Source organism: Vibrio mediterranei, from assembly GCF_013364395.1.
GTDB classification, from domain to species: domain Bacteria; phylum Pseudomonadota; class Gammaproteobacteria; order Enterobacterales; family Vibrionaceae; genus Vibrio; species Vibrio mediterranei.
The window spans coordinates 1,717,643-1,738,418 of sequence record NZ_JABXGK010000001.1 but is presented as its reverse complement, the minus strand read 5'-3'; the positions used below and the strand labels follow the sequence as shown (position 1 = coordinate 1,738,418).

The following is a 20,776-nucleotide window of genomic DNA, read 5'->3' as shown; positions in this document are numbered from 1 at the left end:
CTATCCTTGTTTTAGCCCAGATTTAACCATAATCGATATTTACCATAAAATACCTAATAAACACATAAACTTAATCTGACGATTACGATTATGTGTTTATTACGATAATTACGCTTATAGACTCGTTCTCAAGTTGTAGTTGCTCATGTTTGTTTCACTACATTAAATTGTCATCAAGGTCTTGTTGAGCGCCGCCACCTGTATTGTCATCAGTGTCAAAGCTGCCCGAGTCGTCTGTGAAGTCAACATTAACTTGGGTGTTGTCACTTTGCGTCCAGTCTGTTCCTTGTTGTTGTTCAGTAGAAACTGTCTGCCCGCTTTGTGTTGCTTGCAAAGCGTATTGTTCATTGACATCGATCTGTAATGTCTCACTTGCTCCTTCAATCGGTGCATCAAGTTCATCTACACCTTGATAATTGACATCGACTTGTCCTTCAAATACATCACTGAACGAAACGGTTAATGGCTGTGTGAGATCTCCTGATATTGTGTAACTGCCATCGCCATTGTCTAGGCCACCTGTTACTTCAGCATCATTTGGAAGTCCAGTAACCACAATGTGGTCAACTTCATTAGATGAAGACGCCGCTTCTGGTGTTTCCAGATTGATAACATCACCTGGTGCGACGGTCACATCAAAGCTGTCATCTATTTCAGTATTATCTGGCACAACGGTCTCTAAAACTGTTGTTTGCTGCTCTGAGGCTTCCATTGCTTCAACGCTTAGATTCAAAGGTATGTTTTGTTCATCTCCATCAGTAGTGATTGTAGTTGCTAGACTGATATCACCATCGAACGTATCATCTGGCCAAAACGTCCAACTATCTTCCCCAGTTGAAATCAACGCGCCGCTATCACCCGTATAGGCTAAAGCGTTAACGTCGGATTCATCAGTCAAACCTAAATTTTGAAGTATGTGTGACTCTGAGATTTCGATAGAAGAATCAGCGGATTGAACTAGTAGGCCGCTATCAGCCGAGCCCTCTTCTACACCTACATTGAAGTGGCTTTGCACGCTATTGTCACCATCACTAGCGATGAAACCAATCTGAGCGGGGCCACTATAACCTTCAGCCGGAGTGAATTGATAGCCACCCTGCCCGTCTGATTCAATAATACCTTCACCACCAAGTAAAGAAACTGATTCGATACTAAGATCTTGATGATCATCAGAGCTGATCGTTGCTAACATATCACTATCTGAAAAATAGAGCGTTTCACTTGGGTTAACGTCTGCCTGGCCAATACCATCAATTTCTAAAGTATTAGGTAATGAACTTCCTGATTCATAAACGCCGATGCTCAACTGCTCATCATGGATAATCCCATCTTTTTCAATTATGTATGCTAGGTCTACATTCCCATAAAAGTCAGGTGCTGGTATAAAAGTCCAAGTTCCATCTGAGTTGGTGACTAATTCTCCCTGAGTATTATCAACTAAATGAACGAGTCTTACTGCATCACCCTGCTCTGCCTCCACATTTTGAGCTAGGTTAATGAGCTCGTCAGTACTAATAATGAGCTCATTACCTGAGATAACGTTAACATCACCAGCAAAGACACTATCATCCTGACTTGTAGTTTCATCACCATAGTCGACTGTTGTCGCCGAAACGGTCACAAAGAAGTTGCCGTGAAAATCTTGCGGTGGCGTCATTTGCAGATTATTGATATCCCAATCGGTAATGACGATCTGCTGACCTGCTTCCTCAATTACTACGGTATGAGTTCCGTCGGTGATTTGGAATCCTACGGGATAACCTGTCATCACGAGTTGACTTAGTAACTCAGAGCTATCAACTAACGATACATCTAGGTTTAAGTAGCCGGTCGTATCTTCTGAGAACACTAATGGCCCATCATGTGCGGTTGTGATAACAGCGCCGTCAGCTACGGGACGAATGTATACGGGCACATCTAGTGATGTTTCAAATTCTCCGTCAGAGACAATAACTTGCAGTTCGGAGATACCTGCAAAATCAGCGGTTGGGCTAAATGTCCAAGTGCCGTCTTCATTTTGGGCAATTTCACCACCATCTTCGGAATCAGGTACGATGACCCGTGAAACGACCAGCTCATCGGTATCTATGTCATCAAAGAGATCCACGAGATCTGATGCATCAAATGTAAAGGCACCATCCTCATTGGTGGTCAAAGATGCGTTGCCGACAGCAAATGGTTCATCATTAACGGGGATTACGTCGATACTAACAGTACCTTGAGCCTCTAAAGCATCGTCTGAAACAGCATAGTCAAGCTCAATCAATCCATTAAAATCTTGACTGGTTATGAGGTGGTACATACCGTCTGGCTGGACTTGCAATGTTGCATTTTCCGGTGCTCTTACGCTTAATTGATCGAGAGTTAGCGTATCTCCATCTCCATCTACATCTGACGCTTGCGCAAGAATATACGCTGGATCGATGACTAAGATCTGGTCTTCATCTGTGGATAGTGAAATTGCAGGTGCATCAGGCGCATCATTGACCTCTAAGAGATTGAGATGACCGCTTGCTTCGGTATCAAGGTGTCCGTCGTCTACTTTAAAAGTGAATGGAACATCACCATTGAAGTTCTCCACCGGAGAGAATGTCCATGTTCCATCCAGATTATCGACAAGCGACCCAAATGAAGCGTCTATCTGAAGGTCCTTCGCCGTCAACGTGTCACCGTCAACATCACTGGCATAAGCCAGTAAATCTTCTTGAGAGATAACGATACTCTCGTCTTCAACACCAGAAAGTTCAACATTTTCGGAGATCGGTGCATCATTCACAGCTTCAACGGATAGATTCAGAGTGTTAGGAGTAACGAACTCTCCGTCTGTAATCTTATAGCTGAGTTCGAGATCACCATTAAAGTCTTCGTTCAGTGTAATAGTGAATGTACCGTCATTATTGTCTGCAATAATGGCATTTTCATCGTTGGTGGCTAGCTCGAACGCCGTCAACGCATCGTTGTTTAAATCGACAGCATTAGCTAACAGCATTTCCTGGGAAACCAATAAGCTTCCATCTTCTTGCATCGTCGCAGAGACTGGGGTTGATTCAGGTGCATGCTCTCTTGCATCAATATGGATGGTTTGTGAAGTGGTCGATGTATCTCCATTGGATTGTTCTGTTGATGTCGCTACAATGTTGAGGTCAAACTCACCACTGTAATCAACGGGCAACTCTATCGAAATTGGTTCCAGTAGTGCTACTGTTGGAAGTGTGATAGGTTCGGAAGAGTCAATATTTACCTCACCTTGATAGATGCTGGTATTTACCTCACCTAAATCAATGGTAAATAGGAAATCGTCAAAGTCACGATCCCCTCCGTTGTACATGTCTTCAATACCGTAGACTAGCTCATTTTCGTTGTTGAAATAGGTACGAGTATGATTAATGTTATCTTGATTTAGATTGGGGCTTGTTCCCCCATGGAAGATAGCATCACCATTCTGACTTCGGATTACAGTCTCTCCTCCATTGCTGCTAACAAATACCAGTTGCGGGTCAATAGAATCAGTAGTAGCTAGCCCACCATTGACGTCTTGAAACTCGTAATGGCCATCGCTGAACGAAGAGAAGTTGTTATGATTAAAACCATTTGGCACGACAAATAGATTAAAGCTCTCACCTTCTTCTAGATCAAAACTAAATGCGGACTGTCCGGGTACTAAATCTCCTCCTCCTCCTACCTGAGACGCATTTTCGTAGACGATTTCAACGTCGTTAATCTGTCCGTTTTGGTCAACCTTATAGTATCCGACTGCATTATAGTATCCAGCCCCCTCACCTTCGAAAGTAACGGTAATTTCACTATCAACATAACTTGTGAGTCCATTATCTTGGTCATCGAGAACGGTTTGACTATCATAGCGGAGCACTGAGCCTTCAGGAATACCACTTGCTTGAACGGTAACTGATTCAGACCCATCCAAATCAGTCACTTGAGCTGAAACATTTAATTCAATAGTATTATCAGGGTCAACTTTGAGCCCATCTACGCCAATTTCAGCACCCAGTTCATCGGTTACATTCAACTGAGGGTCGTCGGCGACGGCGTTGACAGTTAATGAGATCGTTTCTGTTGCGGTTAATTCACCGTCCGATGCTGTATATGTTAGAGGAATCTCGCCGTTGAAATCATTAGATGGTGTAAAGCTAAAGCTACCATCACTATTCTCAACTAATACACCATCATTTCCAGAGTAACTTACATCGGTAATATGCAGTTCAGTGCTATCGATATCTGTTACACTTTCAAGAAGTTGTTCTCGTGTAATCGTAATCGTATTGTCTTCATCAACGTTGAGATCCACTTGTGTCGTATCGGGAGCATCATTAATGGCAGCTACCGCTATAGCGATTGAGGCACTAGAGGTATCGGTACCATCAGACACATCAAAGCTAAGATTCAACGCACCATTATAATTTTCGTTTGGAGTGAATGTGTGAGTACCGTTACCTAGTGACGTAAGTACACCGTCGGTACCTTCATAGTGGACACCGGTAACCGTTAAATCATCACCTTCAATATCACTCGCACCCTGCAGCAGTTCAGCGTCCGTAAAGGTTAAGGTGCCATCTTCATCCATGCTAAAGCTCTGATCGTAAATCACAGCGGCATCATTGACAGCTGTCACCGTCACGTCGAGTTGCGCTGGAGATACACCACCATTGCCATCGTCAACGGTATAGTTAATTTCGAACTCACCGTTAAAATCCGCATTCGGAGTGATGGTATATGTGCCATCACCATTGTCGGTAATCACACCATTTGGTATGGAAATATCACTAATTGTGACATTGTCACTACCATCTGAGCCGTTGTCAGTATTACCTTCATCGACGTTAAACAACAACGCAATATCAATTCCGTTGTCTGCGTTCGCCGCGTCTTCACTGGTCGGTAAGGTGAAGTTGTTCTGACTTCCCACTTCCTGACTTGGCACGACAATGCCATCTACGATATCAAACACATGCCAATGGTCACCACTGATGTTCTCTGGCAACTCCGGCGCGAAGGTTTGAACTAATGTATCTCCGACAAATACCTGAACTTGAACATTCTCAACCCCATCCACATCCCAACTGCGATTACTGTAGTTATGCACCGAATAATGCATATTGGCATCTTGATAGTTAGGTATAGTAATGGTTTCTGGCCCGTGTCCATTGGTGTCATCAACATCCTGCTGAACCATACCATCGCCAAGTTGATGGTTCATATCGCGATAATAGATATGATCTAATTCTGCACCGGTGTCGGTGTCATAAAGCCACAAGTGATTGTCCATATCTCTTGGTGTTGCACCCCATGTCACTACGATTCGCATGTCGGTAGCTTCTAATACCTCACTTAGCGAAATAACGCCACTATCGGTGGTTTCGCCGGCTGGAACGAGGAAGGTATTGGTAATAGCACCCTCTTGCTCAATAGTGACACTGCCTTGCTCAAATACATTGCCTGTCACTGTATATTGACCCTGGGCGTTAGTGACCGCGGTTGTTGAATTCCCTACGTCATCACTTAACGTAACTTCTGCACCCACTACGGGTTGACCGTTTTCGGCGTTGAGAACAGTACCGGACACGGTGGTCGATTCACCCTGCTCACCAATGACGGCGGTCATATCATCATTTTCGATGTCGGTGGCAAATTGAAGCAATTCAGCTTGGGTTACGGTGTATGAACCGTCTTCTTCAATGGTAATGGGCACATCAGCTGAAATAATCGGTGCATCATTGACTGGGTCAACGGTGAGAGCAAGATTCCCAGCCACCGGTGTTGACCCATCGCTAATATCGTAAGCAATATCAATTAAGCCATTGAAGTTCGCATCAGGTGTGTTGGTAAAAGTACCGTCACCATTATCTTGAATCGATGCATTAGCAGCCGACAGATTTGAAGCGGTGAGCTGGTCGCCATCAATGTCTGCAGCATTCGCAAGAAGCTGAGCTTGATTGACCGTAATACTGGTGTCTTCATCAACGTTGGCGGAGACATCGGAAGTGGTCGGTAAATCGTTCACAGGGTTAACCGTTAGAGTCCCTGCCGCTTGGATGGTTTCCAGTCCGTCAGAGACATCAAAGGAAAGGTTGAGGTCTCCGTTAAAGTTGTCATCAGGCGTAACGGTAAACGACCCATCTGGATTCTCGCTAACGCTTGCATTACCGCCTACGGTTACATTGGTCGCGGTTAAGTCATCACCATCAACATCATTGGCTTGTGATAACAGCTGGTTTTGTGACAGTGTAATGTTTCCATCTTCATCCAGCGTATAAGCAATGTCACCGCTGACTGGAGCATCATTAACCGCAAGAACATTTACGTCAAACGTAGCTTCGACCTGTGCGCCATCTTCATCGGCGATGACAATATCAAGCGTAACCGTTCCGTTGAAATTCTCATTAGGCGCAAAACTGCAGGTTCCATCGTTATTGACGGTGAAGATGCCATCATTACCAGAGTAGCTGACCTCGACCAAAGACACATCGCCCTCTACATCGGAAGCGCTAGAGAGCAACTGAGTTTCATTAAAGATTAATACATTGTCTTCATCGACGGTGTAAGACGCGGTACCAAAGACCGGGAGATCATTAACCGACTCTACCGTCACGTTGATATTTGCCGAGCTTGACTCTAATCCATCTGTGACGGAATAACTCAGTTCGAGGTCCCCATGGAAATTTTCATTAGGCGTAAAGGTATACGTACCATCACCATGGCTGTCTAATACACCCGACGTGCCATCGTAAGTCACTTGCTCTATAGACAAGTCGTCATTATCGATATCAGAGGTTGCAGACAAAATATCGTCATTGGTAAACAGAAGCGTTCCATCTTCTTGAATAGTAAATGGTAGATCTGTGGCGACAGGTCCATCGTTGACTGGTGTAACATTGACAAAAACGGTTGCGGTATCAAAAGAGCCATTCCCGTCGGTCACGGTATATTCGAATGAAGCTTGTCCATTGTAGTTGGCATCAGGCGTGAATTGGATCTGTCCGTTTTCATCTAGACTGACAGTTCCGTGTGAGTCGTCAGTAGAAGTTACGCTCACTAAAGTCAGCTCATCACCATCAATATCTGAGTCGTTTACTAAAAGATCGCTTGCTTGGAGCGTCAAGACTCCATCTTCTTCGACCTCAATTGCTCTTGAAGTGATAGTGCCATCAATTTCGATAAGTTGCTCTGTGACATTCAGAGTATCCTCAGCAGTGCTGTGATTTAAGTTCAGCTGCAGAGTGTTTGTTACTTCGCTTCCATCTCCTTGGATGGTGGTGATCTGAATTTCTTCTGCCATGGTTCTCGAGACAACCATGTTTTGTACTACGTAGGTTCCATTTCCACCTGTCGTTCCTAGTTCAAAATGATGGACTGGAACATCGGTTGTGAAGGAATACGTATCTTCGTATTCCCCAGATTCACGATAACCACCTTGGGTGCTGATAATGTTTCCTTCAGCGTCATAGGCAGTAATGTTCACCTGCGTTGCGTGGGAGCTAGTTTCATCAAAATACCCGCCGAGTCCATCAAGCTGGAACGTAATTTGATTGACGTCTTCTCCTTCAACTGTAACCGTGAGAGTTTCATCGTCGCTGAGTCCATTGGATGACTGATTACCTATTCCAGCACCGACATGACTATTGGGGCCATTCCACGCCGCTAAAGCACCCTCACTAACAACCGTTGTAACGACAATACCATCTTCAACGTACGTCGCGGTGTCTCCATCGACGTTACCCCAATCGGATGTCGATGCAGTCCCATCAAAGCCTTGGTTGTTTGGATCGTTGTCGAAACTGCCCACTCGGATATCACGAGTGTCCGATTGAATCTCAACAGTATTTGGTACAAATTGAACTTCGGTGTCAGCGGGATATTCCAATCCAATAACCATATCCGCCCAATCACCGTTTTCATCGAGATATTGTACCGCCCCATGCTCTGGTGCGACGTCTAAGCGAATCATAGGTTCAGCACTAGACAAATTGACGTCATCACGAGCAATAACAAGGTCGTTTACAGGATCAACTGTTAAGTTTAACGCGGTTGCGACGGTTTCTTGTCCATCAGTCACATCGAATGTGAGTGACAATGGCCCATGAAAGTTCTCGGCCGGAGTGATAGTGAAATTTCCGTTGCCATCATCAGTCACCGTGCCAAATGCTTCTAGGTATAGGTTTTCAGCTGAGAGTTGGTCACCGTCAACATCGGATGCGTGGATGAGCAACTGTTCCTGAGATAAAGTAATAGAATTATCTTCGTTAACTTGATAAGCAATTGGACCTGAAACGGCTGGAGTATCATTGACGGAGAGTACATCAATAGTCGCGGTGGTTGGAGACGTTAATCCTGACTCATCAGAAACCACTACTTGTAAAACGACTTCGCCATCAAAGTTTTCATTTGGCGAGAAGTAGTATGTTCCATTTTCATGAAGGGCTAAAATACCATCGCTGCCACTATACGTCACCGAATCTAGTGAGATGGCTTCCCCATCAACATCGCTCGAATTTGCCAACAGTTGCTCTACTGTGATGTCAATTACCCCTTCTTCATTGACTGAATAGGATGTAGAACCCGCAATTGGCGCGTCATTAACGGCAGCTACTGCTATATCTATCACCGCACTGCTGGTATCTGTGCCATCTGACACATCGAAAGTTAATTGAAGTTCGCCATTGTAGTTTTCATTTGGTGTGAAAGTATGAGTACCGTTACCTAATGATGTAAGTACACCGTCGGTACCTTCATAGTGGACACCGGTAACCGTTAAATCATCACCTTCAATATCAATCGCACCCTGCAGCAGTTCTTCGTCCGTAAAGGCTAAGGTGCCATCTTCATCCATGCTAAAGCTCTGATCGTAAATCACAGCCGCATCATTGACGGCTGTCACCGTCACGTCGAGTTGCGCTGGAGATACACCACCATTGCCATCGTCAACGGTATAGTTAATCTCGAACTCACCGTTAAAGTCTGCGTTGGGAGTGATGGTATATGTGCCATCACCGTTGTCGGTAATCACACCATTCGGCATGGTAATATCACCAATTGTGACATTGTCACTATCTTCTGAGCCATTGTCAGTGTGACCTTCATCGACGTTAAACAACGATGCAATATCAATTCCGTTGTCTGCGTTCGCCGCTTCTTCACTGGTCGGTAAGGTGAAGTTGTTCTGACCTCCTACTTCCTGACTTGGTACGACAATACCATCTACGATATCGAACACATGCCAATGGTCACCACTGATGTTCTCTGGCAACTCCAGCGCGAAGGTTTGAACTAATGTATCTCCGACAAACACCTGAACTTGAACATTCTCAACCCCGTCCACATCCCAACTGCGATTACTGTAGTTATGCACCGAATAATGCATATTGGCATCTTGATAGTTAGGTATAGTAATGGTTTCTGGCCCGTGTCCATTGGTGTCATCAACATCCTGCTGAACCATACCATCGCCAAGTTGATGGTTCATATCGCGATAATAGATATGATCTAATTCTGCACCGGTGTCGGTGTCATAAAGCCACAAGTGATTGTCCATATCTCTTGGTGTTGCACCCCATGTCACTACGATTCGCATGTCGGTAGCTTCTAATACCTCACTTAGCGAAATAACGCCACTATCGGTGGTTTCGCCGGCTGGAACGAGGAAGGTATTGGTAATAGCACCCTCTTGCTCAATAGTGACACTGCCTTGCTCAAATACATTGCCTGTCACTGTATATTGACCCTGGGCGTTAGTGACCGCGGTTGTTGAATTCCCTACGTCATCACTTAACGTAACTTCTGCACCCACTACGGGTTGACCGTTTTCGGCGTTGAGAACAGTACCGGACACGGTGGTCGATTCACCCTGCTCACCAATGACGGCGGTCATATCATCATTTTCGATGTCGGTGGCAAATTGAAGCAATTCAGCTTGGGTTACGGTGTATGAACCGTCTTCTTCAATGGTAATGGGCACATCAGCTGAAATAATCGGTGCATCATTGACTGGGTCAACGGTGAGAGCAAGATTCCCAGCCACCGGTGTTGACCCATCGCTAATATCGTAAGCAATATCAATTAAGCCATTGAAGTTCGCATCAGGTGTGATGGTAAAAGTACCGTCACCATTATCTTGAATCGATGCATTAGCAGCCGACAGATTTGAAGCGGTGAGCTGGTCGCCATCAATGTCTGCAGCATTCGCAAGAAGCTGAGCTTGATTGACCGTAATACTGGTGTCTTCATCAACGTTGGCGGAGACATCGGAAGTGGTCGGTAAATCGTTCACAGGGTTAACCGTTAGAGTCCCTGCCGCTTGGATGGTTTCCAGTCCGTCAGAGACATCAAAGGAAAGGTTGAGGTCTCCGTTAAAGTTGTCATCAGGCGTAACGGTAAACGACCCATCTGGATTCTCGCTAACGCTTGCATTACCGCCTACGGTTACATTGGTCGCGGTTAAGTCATCACCATCAACATCATTGGCTTGTGATAACAGCTGGTTTTGTGACAGTGTAATGTTTCCATCTTCATCCAGCGTATAAGCAATGTCACCGCTGACTGGAGCATCATTAACCGCAAGAACATTTACGTCAAACGTAGCTTCGACCTGTGCGCCATCTTCATCGGCGATGACAATATCAAGCGTAACCGTTCCGTTGAAATTCTCATTAGGCGCAAAACTGCAGGTTCCATCGTTGTTGACGGTGAAGATGCCATCATTACCAGAGTAGCTGACCTCGACCAAAGACACATCGCCCTCTACATCGGAAGCGCTAGAGAGCAACTGAGTTTCATTAAAGATTAATACATTGTCTTCATCGACGGTGTAAGACGCGGTACCAAAGACTGGGAGGTCATTGACTGACTCCACTAGTACATCGATAGATGCCGTAGTTATTGCTGTGCCATCGGATACACCATAACTTAATGAAATATCACCATTAAAGTTCTCATTGGGAGCAAAAGTGTAATTACCATTACCAAGATGAGTCAGCACACCTTGATCACCTTCATAAGTCACGTTATCGATGAAAAGCTCATCGCCATCTATGTCACTGGCACTGTTGAGCAAATCCGTATCAGTAAAAGTTAAAAGACCATCTTCCTGAATTTCATAATCCATACCACTGACAACAGCGGCATCATTTACGTTATCGACTTGGACTTCAAATGACGTTTCAGTTGTCTCGGAATCAAAAGCGTCATCCTGTTGCGATTGAACAAATTGTTCATCGCTTAAGACATTTACCTCAAATGTTTCTTCTGTTGTTGCGGTATCGCTGATTTCCTCCTGAGCGGCTCGAACCGAAGGCGAAACGGACGGTTGTGCTTGTGTAACTGCATCACTTGGAGTGGAAGAACCACCAGCTTGAGTATCAGGTTGAGTTTGCTCTCCACCTACCGCTTGCGCGCCCGCCCCACTAGCCGCGCCATTATCGGCTTGCGGTTCTGACTCACTAACGTTTGAATCTTGTGAATCGACAATATTTGATTGGCTGTCCTGTTGCTGTGCAGCTCCGTCATTTCCTGATTGTGTGGATTGTTCTGATGCAGCATTAGAATCATCTTGCTCTGCTCCTGCACTAGTCGGGCTATCGCTGAGAGCTTGGTTTATTTCATCCGAAGCATCGGCATTATCTGCTCCAGTCGCAATAGTAGTGGCAATGGTATTTTGTTGATTTTGCTGTGCTTGCTGTTGGTCTGTATTGGTATCTACTGTAGATATTTGCTCCACCGCATCATTAAGTGGATTGTTTTCATTGTTCGTTGCCATTGCCGCCTCCAAAACACACGATCCATTGTTGATTCGTCAACAGATTAGTAGATGAATTCCGGATTAGTAGTAAAGTTTAGCTGTTCAGCTCAAATCTCATTGATTCCAAACACAGTACTCATAATGAAAATTTATCTTTGAAAATTATTCGCTTATATCCTTAGCTATTTTTCAAACGGTCTAGTTCATTCAAGGAAATGAATCAGCATTAACTCAACCTAGCCTTTTCGTCGAGGCATATAACAAGGGTGGGATCGTGAGTAAGAATAGTATCGAGAAGCACATCAGAAATGCGTTAATCCAAAACTCGTCAGTGACAGATGAAGCACATTTGGATGAAGTAAAGATTAAAAGTGCAATGACTCCAGTTCATAAAGCTCTGCTACTGACGTTTCTCGTATCCATGGTTTTACTTGTGATAGCGTCGCAAGCACGAATAGATATCGTCGTCTCTTCTCGGGGAGAGTTGCTTCTCGACTCCGATATCGAGCGTGTGCAGCATCTTGAAGGTGGCATTCTTGATGAGTTATTGGTTAAGCCAGGAGACGTTGTTTACGAAGGTCAACCTATCGCTAAACTAAAGTCGCTAGACCGGAATTCGTTACTGTCCACTAATGACTCTGAAGTCACTCAATTAGAAATGGATCGTCTTCGCTATCAAGGGTTGATCTTAGGTCAAGAGCCCGATTTTTCTGAGTTTAGTGATTTTCCGAAATTAGTCAGCCTAAACGTGCAAGCTTGGACTCAAGAAAACAGTAAAAATCAATCCAGTGAGACGCTTATTGAACATGACATAGAGCACAAGAAAACCCTCGTGGATTCTATGAAGCGCAGAAAACAGAGCTCCAACAATCAACTCAAGTTAATTCGCAAGCAATTGGGGATTAAACAGACCTTATACAAGGAAGAGATGGCCTCATATGTCGATGTCCTGAATATGCAAGTACAAGAGTCGAATATGATTCGTGAGATTGAGAATCTCGACGAATCTATCATGAATGAGAGATTCCAACTGGAGCGCTTAGATAAGCAACTTGCAGATCTGGTAGCCAATCGAAACTCAGAGTATCAAGCGCAGATTACTCAAATAGAAAAAGAGCTCAGTATAAAGCGGATTCAAAGGCCACAATTGTCGGATAAAGTTGACCGATTAGTCGTATATGCACCTGTAGATGGTGTTGTTGATAAAGTGCATTTCAATTTCCGTTCCGCAGTGATTCCGCCAGGTGAAAGTATTGCTGATATCGCACCGCTAAATAATCAGCTTCATGGTGAAGCAAAAATCCCAAGAAAAGAGATGGGGTTCGTTGAAGTAGGTCAACAGGTAAAGCTTAAGTTTGATACTTACAATTTTTCTAAATACGGTTTTCTTTCTGGAACCATTACCTCCATAAGTCGATCTTCTTACGAAGAAGAAGAATCAGAATATTATCTCGCTAAGATTCTGATTGACCACGATTATCTAGAGCGCTCTGGCACTAAATACAGCCTGTCACCTTATATGGAGTTCACCGCAGACATAAAAACCGGAGACCGCCGAGTAATCGAGTACGCCATGAAGCCTGTCATGTCCGCGATTGATGATGCGTTTGACGAGCGATAGCGGGAGTGAAATCAATATGAGACCAAGGCATCAAATTTACACCTTTCCAATCATTAAACTCGGGATTGCATCGTTGATGATCCTGTCCTTGTTCGGTATTTGGTTGACGTTACAGTTCTATTTGTCCCACCCTTCTAAACAGGACTTTACTACCCCGTTAATTTCGCAAAGTCGACTCTTAAACCAACAATTAGAGACCACAATATTAAACTTAGATACATGTATTAATGGTGGCAGTTGTGAGGGTGTTAACTCAAGTTTAACCCTTCTGATGGGGGCACTTTCGGAGTTTAAATCGCTAGCTTCAAGTGATAAATCTCAGGTCAGTTTGGTCGGTGCTGTTGAGTATAGTCACCTAGAACTTGCGAGTTTGAGGTTTCAAGCGATAGACGATACTTCACTAGATGATTATCAAAGACTGAGGGAAGCGCTTAGTAGAGATTATGTAGAGATTCGTAATCGATTTGATGACCTCTTCTATGTGGAGCATCAACAAGCCATTAACGAGCTTAGATCTAGTATTGATAAACTCTTTCTGCTATTTCCGGCTATAGCATTAATCGCCATTTTTGTTGTATTAGGTGGATGGTATCGACTTAAGAAGACGGCGAGAAACAGACACTCTATCAATGAGAGTTTTCAATCTCTATCATCAAGGTTGGATTCTCTCGACTCCAAATCAATCGACGATATTTTGAATAGCGCTCACCTAGACCCTATCGAACGCAATATATACTCTAAACTTCGATTGGTATTTGAAAGGATGGATCAGCAACAAAAAGATGCGGACCTAAATCAACAACTCTATGGGTTAATCGGATATGAGATACGAGGAATTACCAGTACGATCAAAGGTGGTATCCAATATTTAGTTCAAGACTCAGAAGATAGTCGTGCGGTATTGGCACAAGACATTACTTCTGCTGCAGACACCTTGTCGGAACTCGCTGAAAATTACAACCGACTGTTATCCCAAGGAAGAGACAAAGGTAATAGCCATTTCTCTTTTCTTAACACTTTGTCTGAGTTGACTGTTCATCTCAAAAGTAAACTGCATCGAGAAGAGCGAGATATTGAATGTGATTTCAATACCAACCTTCCCAATACCATTGTCGGTCACCAAACTAGCCTTTTTTGGATTCTGTTCCTCAAACTTTCAAGCGCAGTACAAATTCAAAATGACAAACAAGTCCTGTTTCAAGTAGAGATAAAAAGCTCGGACAACGTCGACAAAACACGAATGTCGTTATCAGTTACCTTTCTTACTCACTTGAATGTTGAACGTAGCAAGATTGATTCACTTCATTGGTCAGAACGCAGTGATATAACCGCTTCTAATGATGAATGGACAGAATCTATTTTGAGTAATGTCAGTTATTTTGATTCTCGTTGGTATGAATCGGGACAACAAAGACGTTATGTCATTGAATTTGATATGGAAGCTCAGAACTTCTTTACCTTCAAGTCACAGCAACTTAACAATCGACATTTTGTTCTTTGTAGCCAAGGTAGGCTCTCTTTAGATCTGTTAACCAACTTGCTTACCTCTCAGGGAGCTCAAGTGACACTATGTGAAGATCCCAATGACCTATTTAGAGTGTCAGCCAATAGCACCAGTATTGATGCGATTCTCATTTCAGACACGATAGAAGGTATCCAAATGGACGCGTTTGCCAAAACACTAAGCGCCCGATTAAAACAAAATGAGACCAAGTTGTTTCTCTTGGCACACCATGCTGAGGGCATGCAAAGTGCCTTTGAGTATGTAGACAAAGTCTTCTTTACCCCTGCTCTCCCTTATGAGTTTATTCCTAACCTAACTGAGGCGTTGAACGCAGAGTCCGTTGAGGAAACACTGGAAAATAGCTCATTCTTGATTGTTGAAGATGACAAAGTGCAGCAATTCTTGCTCAAGAGAATTTTGATGAAACAAGAATATAAAGCCGACACGGTTGGGGATGGAACTGAAGCGGTAGATTGGGTCAAAGCTCAGCGCGCTGACATTATTTTTATGGACTGCATAATGCCAGGCATGGGAGGCATTGAAGCGACCAAGCTCATCAGAAAACATGAAAGTGATAATGGCTCTACAACACCTTCAACGATTATAGGAGCCACTGCACTTACCAGTGTTGCTGAGCACAAAGCGTGTATCGAAGCAGGTATGGACTATGTCATTAGCAAACCATACAAGAGTGATGAAATTATCAAGGTGATTAAGAAGTATGTGGCATTTCAGAAGCTTAATTAGCCTTTTAGTTGGCATGACCGTCACTATGACAGTACATTCTGCAACCGTATTGGAAGCGGTAGAGATTGGGCTAAACAACAACGTATCTCTTATTGCCAGTCGTAAAGGCGTTGAAGAAAGTGCCTACGATATTGACGTGAGTCGTTCCAGTTTCTTACCAACGATCTCTGCGGATGTAAAAACGACCTGGAACTCTACTACGACTCATTTAAGCGGGGTAAGTGATACTAATGCAAGCTACAACGATCATGGTTATGGTCTGTCTTTGACACAGAGTTTGTTTAATCTTCGCGATATCTACGAATATGGAACCAGTAAACTGGATTTCAGCATTGAAGAAGTAAGAAACGAGGCAAAAACTCAAGAAGTCATTCAACAGATTACTGAGCAGTATTTCGAGTTCTTAAAAAACGGCGCGAAAATCCGAGCGACGAAAGCTGAACTCGATTCGTCGATGGCTCGCCTCAAACAGATGAATCGAAATGTGTCGCTTGGTAATGTCGCAGCAAGTGAAGTTTATGAGGTGATAGCGCAAAAGGAAGGCATTGTTAACCGGCTAAGAAGTTTACAGAAAGACAAAGACGTTATATTAAACCGTCTTGCCTTGTTAACCCAGTATCCAGTAATTCCCTCTCAGGACTTAAAAGGTCAAGTACTGCTTAGTGAAATCCCGTTAGATCAACAACAAGACTTGTTGGGACAAGCGATGAAGTTTAACAACGATATCATCTTGTCCCAAAAAACCGTGGAGCGAAGTTATCGGACTTTAAAGGAAACGGGCTCGAACTTTGCTCCTAATCTATCGGCAAACGCAAGTTACCGACATAACGATACGAATAACTTCGACCTGTCGACTAACCCGAACTCAACAGGGATATCGGACGATAAATCTGTTGGGCTTGTGCTTTCTGTGCCAATAACCTCTGGTGGTTCAGACTATTACTCGTATCAAAAAAATAAAAAGACCATTGAGCGTAACGAACTGCTATTAACGGACAGTCAAAACACAGTTCGCAATGATGTGGAAACCTCTATTCTCAACTTGAATGACTTTTCCCAGTCAGTTTTTACTTACGAGACCATTATTAAAGCTAACTACTCCTCATACAAAGGTATTAAGCGCGCCCATAGTTTAGGTACGCGAACAATCACAGACTTGCTCTCTGCTGAAAGTAAGTTGTTTAACAGTATTAGAGATTACGAGAGTGCTAAATATGACTATGTCATCGAGTCTATTAAGCTCGATCGACTTGTAGGTAACTTGTCGCCTTTAACCATTGAAAAAATCATGCAAATGATGGATGAAGCTTCGAGCATTCGTTATCAAGACGTTATCCCTGAGCATTTGAAAGATAACTAGCCAGAATAATGGCTAGCGGCTTATGAAAGTGAGAACTTAGAATGGACACAGCGTACTTCTCTCAGAAAATATCTTGGATGGATAAATTTTATCTAACCTTCTCGACAATAATGTCGACGCTTTTTGCGCTAGTCTTGCCATTTTCAATCTTGATCATTTTTGACCGAGTATTGCCAAATCAAGCAACGGATACCCTGTTTGTTCTTTTCGCCATTATTCTTGTGGCTATCTATTTAGATTACTTGCTTCGTATGCAAGAAGAAGTCATTACCGCTTCTTTGGTGAAGAGTTTCGAACAACGGCTTACCAACAAAGTGTTTAGAGCTATTTGTCTGGCTCAAATCCCTGAGTTTAGCCGCTTGGAGCCCGGCCAGTATTTGGAGCGCATTGCTGCGATTCCAGAGTTAAAGAATTTTTTCGGTGGTGAAGTTGTTCGTGCAATTATCAATTCGGCCGTTAGCGTTATTACCATAGCGGTTATCACCATCATTAATTTATGGGCTGGAATTGCGCTCTTGGTCGCATCTCTAGTCCTAGCGATCGCCGCATTTCGCATTTCAAACCGTAAAGTTTCTGCCCAGCAAACCAAATCAGAGATTGAAGGACTGACTAACTCAAAAATCATTGAGATCGTATCGAGCCCGTTAGATAACAAGAGTCGAACCATGGAATATCGGCTTGAAAGTTTAATGACCGATATGATTAAAGCACGTGAGAAAAAGAGCATTGAGTACGAAAACCTCGAATCGCACTTCAATCTAATCTTGACCTTGATTCAACAACTATCGATAGCCGTCGTAGTGGTGTTGCTTGCAATATCTGTCATTAACTTAGAGGCAACACAAGGCGTGATGGCCGCCATCATTATGCTTACCAACCGTTATTTCTCACCCTATCAGCAAGTAATGAGGACTATTGGACGTTGGAAGCTAAATAGAGTGCAGATCATTGAGATATCGGAGATCTTAGCATTAGAACATTTTGAAAAATCACATGAAGTTCATGCGCCCCATAGTTTTGATGACATTACGATTCAACTCGATGAAAAACAGCGAATCATTATCAATCGTGGAGAGCCTATCCTACTTCAAGGTCCTTCGGGTTCAGGTAAAAGTCATCTAACTCGAAGTCTAACTTGCGATAACGAATGTGGCGATACAGTGATTCGTATAGGTGATTTATTGTTGTCTGAGCTACCTTACCATTCATGGCGCGAACAAGTTCACCGAATCGATCGGAACAGTGGCTTTGTTGAAGGCTCAATCATAGATAACTTAACCTGCTTTAGACCTATGTTAAACGGTGCCGCGTTTACTTTGTGCAAAGGACTTGCAGTTAAAAACGAAATCGATGCCTTAGAGCAAGGGTTCTATACCCAACTGAAGGGAAATAAAACTATCCCACTATCTAGGCAAGTGCAATATGCCTTGCTGATCATTCGCGCCATGCTTAGTCAGAAGAAATTGGTGATTCTTGACGATATCGATACGGTTTTCGACCCAGACTTTGCACAGCGAGTCGTGTCTATGCTCGTTCCTAAGTCTTCTGGTCAGTTTCTTATTATCGTAAGTAATAAAATCCGACCAGAATCGTATGGGTTGAAGTCGATCAAACTTTCTAAAGAGAGAGCTCACTTATGACGATACTGGTCGATTTCAATAATGTTTCCCAGCGACTAAAGGATTTTGAAGCTGAAGGGTTTGAATTCAGATATCAAGAGTCCCCTTTGTTACGTGGCCTTGCTTACACATTGATTTCTTTAGAATGGGAAGGCACACCAAGTATTTTATCCGATGCCTTTACTCCCGGTGATAACGACCAGCATGGCTTTGAATTAACACTCTCAAGGCTTGGTTATCAGTGCCGAACGACTGAGTTTAAGCGTGCCGTCGTTGAGGATCTCAAAGCGGCTAGGCTTCCTTGCTTCATAGAATTGGATAAGCTATCAGCGGTCTTGCTTGAAGTGGAAGGCAATAATGCGGTGTTATTCGATTATCGCAACAACAATACTATCTCAATTCCTATAGATGGTTTGAACTTCTCTTTAACCATCATCTCAGAATACTCGAAGCTATTCCGAGAGCCGCCTCCTGAGACTCAAGATAAAAGCAATTGGGTGAAATACACTTTCTATCGCTACAATAATGAATTCAAAAGCTTAGTGTTCCTTTCTTTGATCATTAACATTCTCAGTGCATTGCAGCCATTCTTTATTATGGGTGTCTATAATTTTGCGCTCTCTTCCAGTTCTGTGTCGACCCTGTATTGGCTGACAGTGTTTGCGATATTTCTCGCAATGGCCGAGTTCTTATTTCGACGTGTTCGTATGCGTATTCTTTCTACATCAGGGCAAGATTTAGCTGTCCATATCTCTAGAAATGTCATCGCCAAACTGCTTTGGCTGCCTTATTCAATGACTTCCAGCGCTGGGGTGTCATCCCAATTAGCAAGGCTGCGAGATATCGACCAATTCAGAAAGCTAGTCACCGCGGAATCTACGTTGAGCTATTTCGACTTGCCTTTTGTTGCGCTATTTATTCTCGCTATCACTATTCTATCTGGCTCGGCTGCGTTGACTGTCATCGCAGGCATCTTTGTTATGATCGTATTCTGTTTGTACGCTCGCTATATCTATACTCAAGCAACGTCACAAAGTTCGCGTGCTAACGCGATGGTGTCATATCAATGGAATGAAATCCTTAGAGGCATTACTACCCTACAAGGACTACCTTTGTTGCGAGTTATTCAATCTAGATTCAGAGCCGCACATGAGCAAAGCTCCAACGATGCTGCATTTGTCGCTAAGGTAAATGCTAAGATTCAAGCTATTGGTGGCGGCTTAATCCAAGCCGTTGGCACGGCAGCAATTGTTACCGCAGTCATAGGGGTAATTGACGGCACAGCAAGTGCTGGCGCAATGCTAGCAACCGTTATCTTAGTCTGGAAAGCTCTAGGGCCAATTATGGGGATCTACAACTCTTTGGCTAAATTCAAAACTATTCAATCTTCCACTGCACAGATTAATGCCTTGATGTCACTTGATGATGACAAAACGTCGATTGAGAAAAGCCCTCCAATTAGACAGTTTAATGGTGAAGTGGCGGTGAGTGGCTTGGTTCATCGCTATCAAGGTGCGACGACAGGTCTGACGAACTTGAGCCTACATATTACCCCTGGGAGCAAAGTTGCAATCTCAGGACCAGCAGGTTGTGGTAAGACGACCTTGTTGACTCTTATTGCTGGCTTGGAGCCTAGATATCAAGGCAGTGTGCTACTGGACGGTTATAATATTAAACAGTTCAACAACTATCGATATAGAAAAGGCATTAGCTATATTCCATTTGACCTCCATCTTTATGAAGGTTCACTGGAATCGAATTACATCCTGCATAATGGCGTAATTTCAAAAGAACAAATGATGAGATCCTTTACTTTGCTCGGGCTAGAGAAATTCTTTGAGCAAGGCCTAGAGACACATATAAATACAGAGATGCTTGCTCATCTACCTTCTGGATTACTACAAAGGTTGAGGTTGGCCATAGGGCTCGCAGATATGAGTCAAAAGATCATTCTGATTGATGAGCCCCTGATAGGCGTTGAAATTGAACATGCGACTTATATTAATCAGCTGTTCGCCGGTGTGTTAAGAGACAAAACTGTCATCTATACAACCGTAGCGCCTACATTAATTTCTAGCGCAACACATTGTTTACTTTTGGATAAAGATGGCTCTCAGAAATACTTCGGTACGCCTGATAAAGTAATGAACGCAATGGGAACTTAAAATCTCTACTA

Annotated in this window: 5 protein-coding genes and 1 pseudogene; 5 read left to right on the top strand and 1 reads right to left on the bottom strand. The window is 43.5% G+C overall.

The features are described from left to right. Window positions 1-157: 157 nt before the first annotated feature. Window positions 158-11,185: pseudogene (locus HOP38_RS08140) on the bottom strand (tandem-95 repeat protein); the annotation flags it as partial. An 838-nt stretch (window positions 11,186-12,023) separates the two neighbouring features. Between HOP38_RS08140 and HOP38_RS08135 the strand changes: the two are divergent. From HOP38_RS08135 to HOP38_RS08115, 5 genes are read left to right on the top strand one after another with little or no spacing between them, the layout of a single operon-like run. Continuing rightward, window positions 12,024-13,370, top strand: coding sequence for an HlyD family type I secretion periplasmic adaptor subunit (locus HOP38_RS08135; protein WP_006074508.1), 1,347 nt, complete (start codon window positions 12,024-12,026; stop codon window positions 13,368-13,370). A 16-nt stretch (window positions 13,371-13,386) separates the two neighbouring features. Further along, window positions 13,387-15,621, top strand: coding sequence for a response regulator (locus HOP38_RS08130; RefSeq protein ID WP_164491405.1), 2,235 nt, complete (start codon window positions 13,387-13,389; stop codon window positions 15,619-15,621). After that, window positions 15,596-16,981 carry a TolC family protein gene (locus HOP38_RS08125; protein ID WP_198557825.1) on the top strand — a complete coding sequence of 462 codons (1,386 nt, stop codon included), beginning with the start codon at window positions 15,596-15,598 and terminating at the stop codon, window positions 16,979-16,981. The genes HOP38_RS08130 and HOP38_RS08125 overlap by 26 nt, the downstream gene beginning before the upstream one ends. A gap of 41 nt (window positions 16,982-17,022) precedes the next feature. Further along, complete coding sequence (locus tag HOP38_RS08120; protein ID WP_198557824.1) at window positions 17,023-18,621, top strand: ABC transporter transmembrane domain-containing protein; 1,599 nt, start codon at window positions 17,023-17,025, stop codon at window positions 18,619-18,621. Next, window positions 18,618-20,765: an ATP-binding cassette domain-containing protein gene (locus HOP38_RS08115; protein ID WP_006074500.1), complete on the top strand. Its 2,148-nt coding sequence runs from the start codon at window positions 18,618-18,620 to the stop codon at window positions 20,763-20,765. The genes HOP38_RS08120 and HOP38_RS08115 overlap by 4 nt, the downstream gene beginning before the upstream one ends. Window positions 20,766-20,776 lie beyond the last annotated feature (11 nt).

Bases quoted from the DNA above. Each gene is read 5' to 3' on its own strand.
- HOP38_RS08115 (WP_006074500.1), top strand. From the start codon at position 18,618: ATGACGATACTGGTCGATTTCAATAATGTTTCCCAGCGACTAAAGGAT.
- HOP38_RS08120 (WP_198557824.1), top strand. From the start codon at position 17,023: ATGGACACAGCGTACTTCTCTCAGAAAATATCTTGGATGGATAAATTT.
- HOP38_RS08125 (WP_198557825.1), top strand. From the start codon at position 15,596: ATGTGGCATTTCAGAAGCTTAATTAGCCTTTTAGTTGGCATGACCGTC.
- HOP38_RS08130 (WP_164491405.1), top strand. From the start codon at position 13,387: ATGAGACCAAGGCATCAAATTTACACCTTTCCAATCATTAAACTCGGG.